At 47.2% G+C, this 13,395-nt stretch carries 12 protein-coding genes and 1 pseudogene; 4 read left to right on the top strand and 9 right to left on the bottom strand.

Features of this window, described 5'->3' with window-relative positions; genetic code table 11:
* The first annotated feature begins 377 nt into the window (after positions 1-377).
* From CBX96_RS16795 to CBX96_RS16785, 3 genes are all read left to right on the top strand, one after another.
* Complete coding sequence (locus tag CBX96_RS16795) at positions 378-785, top strand: hypothetical protein (protein ID WP_109287457.1); 408 nt, start codon at positions 378-380, stop codon at positions 783-785.
* A 215-nt stretch (positions 786-1,000) separates the two neighbouring features.
* Positions 1,001-1,558 (top strand): GNAT family N-acetyltransferase, encoded by a 558-nt coding sequence (locus tag CBX96_RS16790; RefSeq protein WP_109287456.1) that lies wholly within the window; start codon positions 1,001-1,003, stop codon positions 1,556-1,558.
* 111 nt (positions 1,559-1,669) lie between these two features.
* Positions 1,670-2,101 (top strand): nuclear transport factor 2 family protein, encoded by a 432-nt coding sequence (locus tag CBX96_RS16785; RefSeq protein WP_109287455.1) that lies wholly within the window; start codon positions 1,670-1,672, stop codon positions 2,099-2,101.
* Positions 2,102-2,337: 236 nt separating this feature from the next.
* Here CBX96_RS16785 and CBX96_RS16780 read toward each other — a convergent pair.
* Positions 2,338-2,484: pseudogene (locus CBX96_RS16780) on the bottom strand (exodeoxyribonuclease III); the annotation flags it as partial.
* Positions 2,485-2,731: 247 nt separating this feature from the next.
* Between CBX96_RS16780 and CBX96_RS16775 the strand changes: the two are divergent.
* Positions 2,732-3,385, top strand: coding sequence for a hypothetical protein (locus CBX96_RS16775; protein ID WP_109287454.1), 654 nt, complete (start codon positions 2,732-2,734; stop codon positions 3,383-3,385).
* Between the two features lie 698 nt (positions 3,386-4,083).
* On the opposite strand, the gene xthA is transcribed toward CBX96_RS16775, so the two are convergent.
* The 8 genes from xthA to CBX96_RS16730 form a co-directional block, all read right to left on the bottom strand.
* On the bottom strand, positions 4,084-4,896 hold the full coding sequence (gene xthA / locus CBX96_RS16765) for an exodeoxyribonuclease III (RefSeq protein ID WP_109287452.1): 813 nt from the start codon (positions 4,894-4,896) through the stop codon (positions 4,084-4,086).
* Positions 4,896-5,195, bottom strand: coding sequence for a YciI family protein (locus CBX96_RS16760; protein WP_011072939.1), 300 nt, complete (start codon positions 5,193-5,195; stop codon positions 4,896-4,898). Before CBX96_RS16760 ends, xthA begins: the two co-directional genes overlap by 1 nt.
* Positions 5,195-5,740 carry a septation protein A gene (locus CBX96_RS16755; RefSeq protein WP_011716559.1) on the bottom strand — a complete coding sequence of 182 codons (546 nt, stop codon included), beginning with the start codon at positions 5,738-5,740 and terminating at the stop codon, positions 5,195-5,197. The genes CBX96_RS16760 and CBX96_RS16755 overlap by 1 nt, the downstream gene beginning before the upstream one ends.
* Before the next feature lie 161 nt (positions 5,741-5,901).
* On the bottom strand, positions 5,902-6,927 hold the full coding sequence (fhuF, locus tag CBX96_RS16750; RefSeq protein WP_109287451.1) for a siderophore-iron reductase FhuF: 1,026 nt from the start codon (positions 6,925-6,927) through the stop codon (positions 5,902-5,904).
* A 91-nt stretch (positions 6,928-7,018) separates the two neighbouring features.
* Positions 7,019-9,232 carry a TonB-dependent siderophore receptor gene (locus CBX96_RS16745; protein ID WP_181382227.1) on the bottom strand — a complete coding sequence of 738 codons (2,214 nt, stop codon included), beginning with the start codon at positions 9,230-9,232 and terminating at the stop codon, positions 7,019-7,021.
* Between the two features lie 85 nt (positions 9,233-9,317).
* Entirely contained in the window at positions 9,318-11,207 is a 1,890-nt protein-coding gene (locus CBX96_RS16740) for an IucA/IucC family siderophore biosynthesis protein (RefSeq protein ID WP_109287450.1), read from the bottom strand.
* Entirely contained in the window at positions 11,204-11,887 is a 684-nt protein-coding gene (locus tag CBX96_RS16735; RefSeq protein WP_109287449.1) for a GNAT family N-acetyltransferase, read from the bottom strand. The genes CBX96_RS16740 and CBX96_RS16735 overlap by 4 nt, the downstream gene beginning before the upstream one ends.
* Positions 11,887-13,374, bottom strand: a complete 1,488-nt coding sequence (locus CBX96_RS16730; protein WP_109287448.1) for a lysine N(6)-hydroxylase/L-ornithine N(5)-oxygenase family protein — start codon at positions 13,372-13,374, stop codon at positions 11,887-11,889. Before CBX96_RS16730 ends, CBX96_RS16735 begins: the two co-directional genes overlap by 1 nt.
* Positions 13,375-13,395: the final 21 nt, after the last annotated feature.

Below are 13,395 nucleotides of genomic sequence, written 5' to 3'. Positions count from 1 at the left end.
TACAAAAGCGAAAGAGTGGTTCACTGGCGAGGCTTATCGCTAAATTCAAATAGCTAAATCCAAATAGCCAAATCCAAATGGCGGTTGCATCTAATGCAGCCGCCATTTTTTATGCCATTTATATCTGTCATCGTTATTGCTTTGGCTGAGACACGCCAAAGTGAACCAAAACCTTACAGACTTTATTTACCCTTACTGCACTGAAATTATAGTTTAGTTCTAATTCAAGTCATTGTTAATAAAAGGTAAAAATTTAATCAGTCTAAAGCGTGACTTTGGTTTTATCATCAAAATACCGTTGGAGAGGTGCTGAAACTGGGGTAGGTTATCAGCCCTATATGCCCCTGTTATTAGGGACGAAGGGATGAGAGTGACATATGCAAAGGGTTGAGAAAGCAGCCTACGTGGTTAAAAACACACTTGATGGCTACCGAGAGGAATTTGATGGCTTGGTGAGAGAATATGCGAATTTCTCCTATACCCAAGGGGAGGCTTACTGCGATTTTTTTGTTGATATAGCATCTATGATGAATGGTTCATGGTTATTAACGGCCGAGCTTGAGTCTGACATGATTGCTAATTTTAAATCGTTCGACTGGTACCGTATCTTGGCCATTGATGAAGCGCATACGCCAGAAGATGAATTGATCACATTATTACAGACGGCCTATAAAATCGGCTATCTCTGGTTAATAGAACGGTTGTCATTACTAAAACAGCAAATAGAGATAATTGAAATTCGGCTGTATCACAATGGCAGTCTTGATTATCAAGTTTTGAATTAGCGGAATGAGGTTGATTTGCCAAGCTCAATATCTGCCTTATAAAAGTGATTTAGTTATGTCCCCTACAATCGAATATTGCCTGCTGCCGCAAGAGTCCGATAGCGTAATTGCATAATCTGGTTTTTGTTTATCTCATTGATAAAAAATGGAAATAAATCGGTCCATATGTAGTGGCTCATAGTGCACTCAAAATAAACAGTGAATGGATAGTTTTAATGTTAGGAATAAAAATTGAAACAGAACGTTTAGTTCTTAAAGCATTTCATGAAGATGACTCGCAAGCATTATTTGACATTTTTTCCGATCCAGAGGTGATGAGATATTGGAATACTCCTCCTTGGCGATCATTAGATGATGCCGCTGCATTTATAAATAATAGTTCCGACTCCATGTGTGATTCCCGCGGAATGACATTAGGAGTTTATAAAAAACATAGTGGCGAACTGCTAGGTAAAGTGATGCTCTTTAATTATGACAAAGAGTCAAAGCGAGCTGAAATTGGATTTGGAATAAGCCAAAGATATTGGGGAAAAGGTATCGTTTCCGAGGCTGGGACTGCATTAATTAAATTTGCATTTAATACATTGGGTTTGCGTCGCATTGAAGCGGAGATTGACCCTGAGAATGTTTCTTCTGCCAACGTGTTGGAGCGTATGGGGTTTATCAAAGAAGGTCTTTTAAGGCAACGCTGGGAGGTGAGTAGCGTTATCTCTGACTCTGCTCTTTATGGGTTACTTGTAGAAGATTTAAAAGCCAGAGAGCAACAGATTTAAGTAAGTGGTTAATGTCTGGGATACCCGTGCTTTGGTTCTAGTTAGTTATGGACTCTTTAGTGCCTCTCTAGATGACATTCTGTTTAAAAATCAGTATAGATAGGAAAAATGATGAAAAAAGATGCATTAGTTAAGCTTGCCATTGAATACTTTAAGAAAGTCGATGCGGGTGATGTGAGTTACTTAGATTTATTTAGCGAAGAGGTAGACTTTTTCTTCCCCAAATTTGGATGCACTACGGGCAAGGACAGTTTAGTTGAGTTTGGCAATCGCATCGGTAGTTCACTTAGTCGTATTTGGCATGATATCGACGGTTTTAACATCACAGTTTCTGGCAATACCGTTATCGTTGAAGGGCAAGAAGGTGGGACCATGAGTGATGGCACCGTTTGGCCTGACAACAAGATTTCAACTGGCCGTTTTTGCAGTGTATTTGAGTTTACTGACCATTTTATTAGCCGCATGTATGTGTACGTCGACCCTGACTTTCCAAGCCTAGATGTAGAGAGGATCTCTGTATTATCAGATCAACATCAGGCCTAATGAGTTGTATTGTGTAAGTGATAAGTAGGTTAAACCTCTATTGAAAACAAGTCTTAGTAATGGATATCTCGGTGACAACGAAAACGGAATTAATCAATACATTAAACGTGTTATCGGCGGCAGATCCAGATCATTATCCGGCAGTGACATTAGATGGGTACTTTACTGAACTCTATAACAAAAACATCGGCCTAGGCCGATGTTTTTCTATCTATTAAAGTAGTCACTCAATCGAGTTAGGCTTCTTTAAGGGGGCTCCAAATTGGCGCGTGATCTGAGGATTTATCGATACCGCGCAGATCGTAATCGACGTCGGATTCGACTAAACGTGTGGCTAGTGACGGCTTGGCTAAGATCACATCGATGGGTAGGCCGCAGTTATCGAACCCAGAAAAGGATTTTAATGGGTAGTAAGTTTATAAACCCGATGGGACGATATAGCTCGTCTGAAATCCTCCATTTCTTAAGGAATTAGCGTAATTTATTGCCTCAGATGCTGTCCCTGCGACTTTGATGGTTCTTTTTTAAACAAAGTTAACTTTTACAAGTTGTAGGTAAACGGGAAGTGCATTATGTTGTTGCTCTAAATTGGGTGGCTGAATTTATTCTTTTATGAGGATATAGAAAGTAATGGATGAAAAATATTTTTGGCCATTATTTGGCGTTTTTTTGGGATGGGTGCTTACCGCTGCTAGTGCGAAAATCAAAGAAAATTCCGATAAAAAAAGGAAAATTGGCAATCTACTTACCAAGCTTATTAAAGTTAATCGTCAAATGGACCTCTTAATATCTTCAGCTGAAGGGTTGAAAGACGTCGCTGATAGTTGGGAGGGTTACGAGCCGATTCGGAAAGGGGTTGTAGACAGACATTTTTTGGAGCCTCCTCATGTTATAGATGATTTGAAAAATGCAATTGATGAGGTTTCCCCTATATATCCTATTTTGGCCATCGAGTTGGAGGATTTGCTTGGCTTAGTCCTAAAAAACAAAGCTGCCTCTCTTGCATCTTCATCATCCAATTCTGAAGCTTATGTCTGGATGCTATCAACGTATGAAGTGGGTTTAGATTTCTGTAATAGGGAAATAAAAAGAGTTTCATATAAGCTGGCGTTTAAGCACGGATATCTGACATTTATTAGGCTGTTTTTTGAAAATAAACGGCGTAGTAACAACAAAAATAAAACTTCAGAGTTTTCGCATAATTTGATGGCAGAAATAAGGGATCATCTTAAAAATCCTCATAACAAATCAAAGCCGCAAGGGCCTTCGGCTGGGACGCGCTAACGCGCGCCCCTGTTTGAAGCGTTATCTCCATATAAATTTTTATCCGAAATTCACCTGATGCAGCCGATGTCCTGACACGCTTTTGTCCCTTAGCTTTTTACGTACATATCGCAAATGGGTAGTTAAAATTGGCATTGGGGCACCAGTGACCGTTGGCGACATGGATGTCGCCGTCGAGCCTATAGGGATATATTCACGGCGAGTCACTGGGGAAACAATGACAATAAACTCCATAAATAGATAAAAAGATTAATCGCTTTGCTCCCAAAGCATGCTACGTATTTCTTTAAAACAAACAGGCTTCGCTGATGCTAAACAGGTGAGCCATGGCAATTAGCGAGACGACCGTCCGCCCCATGGCCGCTCTTTGGCATCCACGCTATCGCGGCATTCGTGAATCCATTCTCATCAGACGGGGCGACCCTGCATCCATGGATGGACTTGAACAACATCCGTGTTTAACGGCCATTTCGCCATCTGATAGGCAGGACGCCTGAATGTCGTGCAATGCAGGGACGCATGAGAAAGACCATGGCTCTCGTTCATAAGCTTAGAAACCCTAGGTGTCTATTCACCGTGTCGTCGAATGAATATCATGGCTCGCCTATGAAGCCTGCGCTTAAAGTACTCACTCTCAAACAAAAACATCGGCCTAGGCCGATGTTTTTTATATCGATTAAAGTAGTCACTCAATCGAGTTAGGCTTCTTTAAAGGTGCTCCAAATTGGCGCGTGATCTGAGGGTTTATCGATGCCGCGTAGATCGTAATCGACGTCGGATTCGATTAAACGTGCGGCCAGTGACGGCGTGGCTAAGATCACATCGATGCGTAGGCCGCGGTTATCATCGAAGCCTTTGCTGCGGTAATCGAACCATGAATAACGCTCGCTGCGCTCGGGGTGGAGTTGACGGAAGGTGTCCACCAATCCCCAATCTTGCAGGGTTTTCAGCCATTCACGCTCTTCGGGTTGGAAACTGCATTTACCGGTTTTTAGCCAACGTTTGCGGTTGACTTCACCGATGCCAATATCCAAATCGATGGGCGAAATATTGATGTCCCCAATGATGGCGATATCTTCATCGTTGCTATGATTAGCGTGCAAATGTGTCATTAAGTCCTGATAAAACTTACGCTTAGCAGGATACTTTGTCGGATGGTCAATGCTTTCGCCCTGAGGGAAATAACCATTCAACACAGTTAACGGGCGGCCATTTGCCTGAGCAAAGGTGCCGATAATCATGCGGCGCTGCGCATCTTCTTCATCGGTTGCAAAACCCTTTTGCACCTTAAGTGGTGCGGCTTTGGAGAGCATGGCTACGCCATAGTGTGCCTTGCCACCGTGGTAATGCACGTGATAGCCCATGGCCTCAACTTCGGCGAGCGGGAAGGCTTCATCGTGCACTTTGGTTTCTTGCAGGCCGATAATATCGGGCTGATGGCTGTCGATTAACGCTTGCAATTGATGCAGACGAGAACGCAATCCATTGATATTGAAAGAAACGATTTTCATTAAGGGAGAACTCGTTTGAAGGGTTTTACCACAACGCTTTGATATACGCCCGCCGCGAAGTAAGGATCGGCATCTGCCCAGGCTTGAGCCGTGGCTAACGAATCGAAATCCGCCACCACTAACGAGCCGCTAAAACCCGCATCGCCAGGGTTTTCGCTATCGATAGCAGGGTGTGGACCCGCAACCAGCAAACGACCTTCATCGGCCAGTTCCTGTAAGCGAGCTAAATGCGCAGGACGCGCCGCTAAACGTTTTTCTAAGCTGTTCTCAACATCTTGAGCTGAAATCATATACCACATTATTTGAGTTCCTTGCGTTGATCTTCGGGAAGATGTTTATAAAGGTAAAAGACGGTGATAACGGTATTAATCAGGGTTAAGGCGGTGAGGCCAAACACTTTAAAGTTCACCCAAGTTTCTAACGGCAGTCTAAAGGCGACATAGATATTGACTAGGCCACAGATGGCAAAAAAGCTTACCCAGTACCAAGTTACGTGTGCCCAAATCTTATCGGCCACCTTCATCTCTTTACCCAACATGGACTTTAAAATCGACTTGTTGAGTAGCTGGCTCACACCAAGCGCTAGGGCAAATAAAGCATAAATAATAGTGACTTTCCACTTGATAAAGGCATCGTCATGGAACACTAAGGTGAGGGTGCCAAACACTGTCACCATAGCGAAGGTAATTAGGTGCATCTTCTCCAATTTTTTGTACAGCGCATAGGTCACGACTAATTGCAGTGCGGTGGCTGCGATTAAGGCGCCACTGGCGATATAAATATCGAAAAATTTATAGACGGCAAAAAAGATAATGAGGGGCAGAAAATCAAGCAGTTGTTTCATAAATAATCGTGTTAAGAAGACGTGGGCTTGAGTGTAGCACGGGGGGCTAGAGGGAAAAAGCCGTGAAAGGTGACCGATTGCTAACTGTTGCATGAAAGCGGCGGCAAGGTCTGTTGCAATCCATGTTGTCCTTACCACTAAGTGGGCTGTGACCGATAAGGCTAAGCTTGCGCGGCACGTTTGGCTTGGGCGCGCGTGGCTAACGGGCAATCGTCGCAGCGATGACTATTGGCAAGTTGATACCTTAAGCAACAGACGCGGCGAATATTGTCTGAGTGAGCTGCTGAGGTGGGCAGCAGATTAATGCTGTTGTAGAGTGGATTATCCTCGCCATCTTCAAAGGATTTAGTATTAAACAGCAGCGTCTTAAGCTGTTCAAACTCAATTTCTGGCAATACCATTTCGCCCAAATACCAGTGAATAAGGTAGCCCAAATGGCTCCAATACAGTTTTGCGGGGGTTGGGCTTAGACCGGTTAATCGCTCAACGCTAGGGATTAGATGGCTTTGAATCCACTTTATAAGTCGTCGCTCGCGTGGTGGCGTTAAGACAGTGGATTTAACTATGCCGGTTTTTACTATGGCGACTTTATCCCGAGGAGTGGGAGTTAATTGAAACTCAAAACCTGCGACTCTGCCCGAATCGTGGGGCCGAAGATAAAAATGCTCAGGTGCTATATCAAGCTGCTCAATTTGCTCAATCGTGCTCGCGAGCGAGTGCGGCGCGTTAATAATCCATTCCAACATAGGCGGCACTAACAGACCGAAATACCACTGTCCCCAGAGCGAGTGCAGGGCTTTGGAATTATGGCTATGGCTGAGCAAAATCTGCTCGGGTATATTTTCTAACGGGATAGATGAAGTGGTTTTTGCCAAAGGTGGATAGGCCTTGGCAAAGTCCAGTAATAGCTGCCGATAAACGGCTGGCTGACTCCAAGTATCAAAACTGAGTCCTTGGGGTTTAGTGGTTGCCACAAAATGCTGGGCATAAAAAGGGGCGCGCAGCGCCAGTCGTTGATTAAACGCTTTGGCGACTTTAGTTAAATCCGCAGGGCTTAGCGCTGTTAGGTCGGTTGTTTGCGCGTCGACCGTAGGCGAGCATTTGCTATGGCTGTGCTCGGTATGATCAGGTTGAGTTCCTCTGGAAAGCTTGGCTAAGGTCGGTACCGTTTCCCTTTGGCGCGCCATAATCACTCCTTAGGCTTGAATTGATTAAACTGCGGTGAACGCTAAACTCACCGCAGTTTTTATTGATTAACAGCTGGTTATCATCAGTCTGTTAGAAGCGATAATCTACATTCACGCTCACGCTGCGCGGGGTACCATATTGGTACTGACTAAATTGCCCCACTTGGCTGTAGTAGGTTTTATCCAAGGCGTTGTGCACATTGGCGCTTAGCTTTAGCTGCTCGGTAAAGGCATAACTTGCCATTAGGCTGGCCAATGCATAGGAGCCTTGCTCTACCTCGACTCTGCCTAAGGGTGAGTTCACGGTTTGATAGACTCTGCTTTGCCAATTAACCCCAGCGCCTAGCTGCAACTTGTTCCAATCACCGCTAAAGGTATAAGTGGTAAAGAGTTTTAGCTGCTGGCGAGGTGACGTGGTGTTGATGCGATTGCCCTTAGGATCATCGGTACTGAATTGGGTGTAGCCGAAGTAGATATTCCAGTCATCGGTGATTTTGCCTGTGGATTCAAACTCAAAACCTTGGGTCTTAGTGCCATTAACCTCTCGATACACTGGGATAGTGGTGCCTGGCAGCACATCGCCGGTGCGTTCACCAACATTGTCTTGGCGAATTTCAAATACCGACAACGACATATCTAAGCTTTCATCCATTAAGCTGGCCTTAATGCCCGCCTCGTAGTTTTTGCCTTTGACGGGGTCTATGTAGCTGGCATCGATGCGCTGCAAGGTTTGCGGCGCGAAAATATCCGTATAACTGGCGTAAAGCGAGTATTGCTCGCTCAGTGCGTAGGTCAGGCCAAAATAGGTGGTGAGCTCATTGTCGACCTTAAAATCATACATACTGCCAAAGTTATCTTGGTCGGTTTGCCACTGGTTAAGGCGCAGGCCCGCGAGCAATGCCAGGGCATCGGTCAGATTAAGCTGCGTGGCAACATAGGCGGCGCTTTGCTCGGTTTCGCCGAAGGAGCCCGTGGTGTGAGTCTCTTTCCACTGAGGTTTTGGATACTGGAAGTTGGGATCGCGAAAATCTCCCAAGGGCGGCACGGCGGCCGTAGGATAATAGTAAGGGTTGGCAAACTCTTGGCGCTGACCCGTCCAGCCAAAGGTCAGCTGATGCTCTTGGCCAAACAGGGCAAAAATCCCTTGCGCCCGTAAGTCGAGGTTATGTTGGGTACGACTCCCATCGACATAGGCTATTGAGCCTGCGGTGGCACCTAGATTAGTCACGGGGTTCGGGTAACCTGTAGCCCACAGCACATCGTATTTCAGCGAGTTATCGCCATAGCTGTAGGTGCCTTTTAGTTCCCAACCGTTATCAAAACGATGTTCAAGGCTGGCGAAGGTATTGAGTCCTTGGGTATGCGCCGAGGCCCAATCGGGGGCGGTGGAAGTGGCGCGATCGTAATCTGTACGGCTGCCATCACTGTGGAACAGAGGCAGACCGCCGGACATAGTGGCTTCGGGTGTGGTGTCTTGATAATCCACGCCTAAGGTCAGCAGTGTGCTGTCGGTAATATCGGTTTCAACAATGCCATAGAGGGTGGTGCGTTGCTGCTCGTATCTGTCTTGGAAGGATTCTTTATCCTGATAGGCGGCGACAACCCGGCCACGAATACTGCCACTGTCATTTAAGCCGCTGGATAAATCGACCATGCCGCGCAGATTGTTCCATGAGCCGACACTCACTGAGGTGCTGCCCATAAATTCTTGTGTCGGGCGTTTACGAATAAGGTTAATCGCGGCCGAGGGATTACCCGCACCCGTCATTAATCCTGTGGCGCCACGGACAATTTCCACCCGCTCGTAGATGGCGGTATCGATTAGGTTATCGCCGTAGTTAAAACGGGTGTCATAGGTGGTGGGCACGCCATCGTAAAGAATACTAGTGACCGCAATCCCTCGCGAGCTGATGCTGTATCTGTCGTTGTCCATCGGCCGAGCATTGATGCCGGCCACGCTGGTCATGGCTTCAATGACGCTGTTGAGTTGTTGGTCATGCATCATTTGGCTTGTAACAGAGGTGACGGATTGCGGCGTCTCTAAATAGGACAAATCTAAGCCCGTTGCCGTGTTCATCGCCTGAGTTTTGTAACGATTATCGTGGAGATCCTTAGCACCAACGACATTAATGATTTCAATGTCTTTGGTGGATTTTTTCTGGGTATCGCTGGCATCGGCATAAGCATAGGGCATGCTGAGTATGGCAGAGCAGAGGATAAGCTCAGGGCGTGTGATGGCGAGTTGGCAGTGCGCCGCGAGACGGTTGAGGGGAAAGGTTTTCATAATAATGATCTTAAATTCCATTTAGGCTGTTTGATTGACTAGGTTGTTTTTGGGCACAGACGGGTGCCCAGAGTGGGCGTAAGGCCCACTCAAGGTTAAAAGTGATTTAGGGTTTGGGTTTAAGCTTCTGATTTTCAAAGGCATGGCTTTGCCTAAAGGCCGCCAGCGGATTATCTATTCCGCCCGCAAAGCGCAGATTTTTTTCCCTGTCGGCAAGGTCAATCATCTGCTGGTTGTTATTGAGCTGAATGCGATTCAGGCAAGTGCGGACGAAGCTGTCTTTAAAGAGATCGTATTGTGCAAATTTGTCCGCCAACTGCGGATGCTGCGCTTGATAGTCGCGCACATTGTCAGCCACAAGTGCCCAAAATTGCGCTTCGCTGACCTCGGTGTGCTTATCCAGAATTGGCGCTAAATAACGGAAAATACAGTCAAAAATATCGAGCAAGATATAGTTGAGCTTCATCTCTTCCTCAAGCTCGACCGCAAGGCGCTGCACTTCTTGCGGCAGTGGCTCGCTGCCGTTGAGGACTGCGACTTCTTCGCCGATATCCTTCATCAATATTTTGACCGGGATGCCAGCATCGAGCACTAAAATCAGGTTCTCGCCATGGGGCATAAACACCAGATCGTAGGCAAAGAAGGCGTGCAGTAATGGCGATAAGTAGAGGTTGAGATAGCGCTTGACCCACTCCTTGGCGCTTAAGCCCGAGTACGTGATTAAGGCGGCAAGCAGGGCTTGCTCCTGATGATCGACGTGTAATAGTGCCGCCATGGTCATCAGGGTTTGCTGCGGCTCAATGTGCGGCAGCGGACTCTCGCGCCACAGCGCCGACAGCATTTTCTTATAGGCGCTATCTTGGGTGAGTGCCTCTTCGTAATATCTGTGGTGATAACCAATTGCAGCGATTTCCTTGAGGATCACAAAACCTTGCTCGGCAAAATAGCTGTCGCTTTCGATAAGCTTGGTCACCCAAGCGTTGATCTGCGGGGTACAGCTCATATACAGCGGCGAAAGCCCGCGCATAAAGCCCATGTTTAAGATAGAAAGCGCGGTTTTTACGTAGCATTTTTGCGGCGCACTCAAGTTAAAGAAGGTGCGGATCGATTGCTGAACTTGATAGCAATCTTGGCTTTCGCCGAGATAAATGATGTCGCCACGGGCGATTTCGCCGGCAAAGGTGCGGGCAATCTTTTCGCGCCACTGCCAAGGATGAACGGGCATAAAATAAAAGCTATCGGTCGCTTGCCCCAGTGCGCTTAAGTGTTGTTGAAACTCGGTGAACTGTTCGCCAAGCTCCTGTTTTAACAAGCTATCATGGTCTAATCCTTCGAGAGAGGAGAAGGTGGTTTTGTCCTTACGCACCGCAATCCACACTAGCCGAAGCGCGCAGGCACTCTCGGGGGCAAATTGGTAATAGTCCTGCATATCAAAACCAATGCGGCCATTGTTGGCGATAAACACCGGATGCCCCTCGGTCATGCCAGCCTCAATCGTTTGATAATCGGCCTTAGCGAGTGTAGCGGCGGGGATGGCTTGATGGGCCAACTTGTAGGCCTTGCTGTAGAGGGTGCTAGTGATTTCCTCAAGGTAAGTGGGCAGCAGGGTTTCACTCATGCCCAAGGCATCTTTCAGTTGGATAATCAAACTCATGGCATCGAGTGGCTTGTCTTGGCCCGCGCTGCTGACTCGAATCGACCCAGCTTCTATTTCAAGGTGGTCGAGCTGATAATGGCGCGCACTGAAGTAATAGGTGCAGTCTTTGAGCCTCAGTTCATAGTGATTGATGCCTGCCGCTTGGCGATAAATTTGTGGGGTGATTATCTTCTCATGGGTAAATTCGCAGAGGATTTTTTTCACTAAATGGCGATTGGCCGCCTGCCAATATTCCGGCATTAAGTGGGCGGGGACGTGCGGGTGGGCAGCGGCCTCCAGCGTGGGGAATTCGGCTTGAGTGAATGGCTTGAGTAATGCGCGGTTAGTGGCTAAGTTCATCGGTTTACCTGCAAAATGATAGGGTTAACAGCGGTTGCGTGGGTCGCATGAGTTGCTTGAGTTGCTTTAGTCGCTAGGGGTGCAGTGTGCTGCATAAAAAGTGTGCTGGTCTTTTGCGCTAATTGGCGACTCTCGGCGCTACAAAAACCGAGGAATGCGGCTTTGCTACGCAGTTGAATGGCTTTTTGGTAGCGGATCCCAATTTGGCTATTTAAGCGGTGGATTTTGTGGTTTTGCTGATCCGGCTCGACCACCATTCGTTTAAAGGCGAGCTTGTCGAGAATAAGCTCGGCAATAGCCTGCATCACTTGGCCGGACAAGCCAGGAACAGGCTTGCCCTCAAGCGGCGCGAGGATGAGGTGCATACCGCAATCGAGCCGCTCCACAGCATAATGCTCATCCACTTCATCGTGGGCGGGATCGTATAACTCCACCATAAACAGCGGTTTGGCTTGCCATTCACCGATCAGCGCGAGCTTGTGCTCGCTTGGCGCCATCGCCTGAGCAAGTGCATCGAGACTCATCCCCTGCATCCCCCAAAAGCGGGCATAGTCTTGATTAAACCAGCGCTGCAACATAGACAGGTGTTGCGGGAGATTGAGTGGTTTAAACACAAACTCATCAATCACAATGGGTTTTGAGAGCGAGGCCGCACAGTGGCGACTCCATTGGCTGGCCATTACTGCGCCTCCTTGTTCGGCGCCATCAATACCGACACACTGCCGCCTGAAGGACTTATCCGCAGTGCGGGCTGTGGCTCAGAATTACTATTTTTTGTAGGTTGCGCCGCCGAAGATACAGGCTTGCTTGGTATGGCTTTTGTTGCCGAATAGGTGCTCGTGGGCTGGTTTTGCCGTGCGCGGATCTTGGTTGGATCGAAGGTTTGGAAGGCGATACTGTCTTCAATCGAATAGGGCGCGTAACCTAAAACTGCTTGCAGAATCGTCGCATTGCGATAGCAGCCCATGCCCAGATCCGGTGAGCTGATACCATGGGTATGCAGACCCGCATTTTGGATAAAAATATCGCCCCTGACATCGATGCCATAATCCCGTTGAATGGCGAGTTGGCCGCGATCATCAAATTCAATTTGTGATTTAATGCCTTGAATAAATTCGGGTAAACGATATTGATAGCCAGTGCCTAACACGACGGCGCCCGTCTGTTGCTCTAGAGCATATTCCTGTTCGAGGTGGTTGAACTTGAGTGTCAGCGTGTCGCCCGAGGTCTCAATCTTATCGAGCGCCACGTTGGTCAGCAGTTGGCATTGGATATCGCTGACTAAACGTTTTTGGTAAAGCAGGTCATAAATATCGTTGATTAACTCGGCATTGATCCCCTTGTAGAGGGATTTTTGATTCGCAATCAGGCGACTGCGTTTTTCTGGCGACAGTTCGTGGAAGTAATCCACATAATCTGGCGAAGTCATTTCTAGGGTGAGTTTGGTGTATTCCAGCGGATAAAAGCGTGGCGAGCGGGTCATCCAATTTAATTGATAACCATAGGTATCAATATCTTGCAGAAGATCGTAAAAGATTTCCGCGGCGCTTTGACCACTGCCGATCACGGTAATGGCGCTTTGGCTCTGCAGGTAGGTTTTTTGCTGCATATAGCTGGCGCTATGCATCACACGGGGGTCGTGTAGCGGGCAATTGTCTGGCACATAGGGCGTGGTGCCCGTGCCGAGCACCAGTTTGCGGCACAAATAGGTTTTGGGCTGGCCGCTGCGTCTATCTACACCCGTAACATGGTAGATACCTTCACCGGCGTTGTAATCGAGTTGGGTGACTTTAAAACCAAATTTCAGGTTGGAGAGTTGTTTGCTAACCCATTGACAATACTGGTTATACTCATTCCGTGGTAGGAAAAAGTTTTCGCGGATATAAAAGGGATACAGTCTGCCAGTTTGCTTGGCAAAATTGAGGTAACTATAGCGACTGGTGGGATCGGCCATGGTCACTAAGTCGGACATAAACGGTGTTTGCAGCCGAGAAGCGCTGAGCAGCATGCCTGGATGCCAATCAAACTCGGTTTTGGCATCAAGAAACAAACAGCTAAAGCCATCGATAGGTTCACTCAGGGCGGCCAATCCGAGATTGAATGGACCTATGCCGATACCGAGTAGATCGAAAATCCTGCGATCGTTTTCCTTTTTTGGGGTAGTCACTTACGCCTCCTTAAGTTTCAG

Origin of the sequence: Shewanella sp. BC20 (assembly GCF_003129585.1) — a bacterium.
GTDB classification, from domain to species: domain Bacteria; phylum Pseudomonadota; class Gammaproteobacteria; order Enterobacterales; family Shewanellaceae; genus Shewanella; species Shewanella seohaensis.
This window is presented reverse-complemented; position numbering and strand designations above follow the sequence as displayed.

Excerpts from the sequence above, each read along its gene's own strand:
- CBX96_RS16795 (WP_109287457.1), top strand. The coding sequence starts at position 378 with ATGCAAAGGGTTGAGAAAGCAGCCTACGTGGTTAAAAACACACTTGAT.
- CBX96_RS16790 (WP_109287456.1), top strand. The coding sequence starts at position 1,001 with ATGTTAGGAATAAAAATTGAAACAGAACGTTTAGTTCTTAAAGCATTT.
- CBX96_RS16785 (WP_109287455.1), top strand. The coding sequence starts at position 1,670 with ATGAAAAAAGATGCATTAGTTAAGCTTGCCATTGAATACTTTAAGAAA.
- CBX96_RS16775 (WP_109287454.1), top strand. The coding sequence starts at position 2,732 with ATGGATGAAAAATATTTTTGGCCATTATTTGGCGTTTTTTTGGGATGG.
- xthA (WP_109287452.1), bottom strand. The coding sequence starts at position 4,896 with ATGAAAATCGTTTCTTTCAATATCAATGGATTGCGTTCTCGTCTGCAT.
- CBX96_RS16760 (WP_011072939.1), bottom strand. The coding sequence starts at position 5,195 with ATGTGGTATATGATTTCAGCTCAAGATGTTGAGAACAGCTTAGAAAAA.
- CBX96_RS16755 (WP_011716559.1), bottom strand. The coding sequence starts at position 5,740 with ATGAAACAACTGCTTGATTTTCTGCCCCTCATTATCTTTTTTGCCGTC.
- fhuF (WP_109287451.1), bottom strand. The coding sequence starts at position 6,927 with ATGGCGCGCCAAAGGGAAACGGTACCGACCTTAGCCAAGCTTTCCAGA.
- CBX96_RS16745 (WP_181382227.1), bottom strand. The coding sequence starts at position 9,232 with ATGGAATTTAAGATCATTATTATGAAAACCTTTCCCCTCAACCGTCTC.
- CBX96_RS16740 (WP_109287450.1), bottom strand. The coding sequence starts at position 11,207 with ATGAACTTAGCCACTAACCGCGCATTACTCAAGCCATTCACTCAAGCC.
- CBX96_RS16735 (WP_109287449.1), bottom strand. The coding sequence starts at position 11,887 with ATGGCCAGCCAATGGAGTCGCCACTGTGCGGCCTCGCTCTCAAAACCC.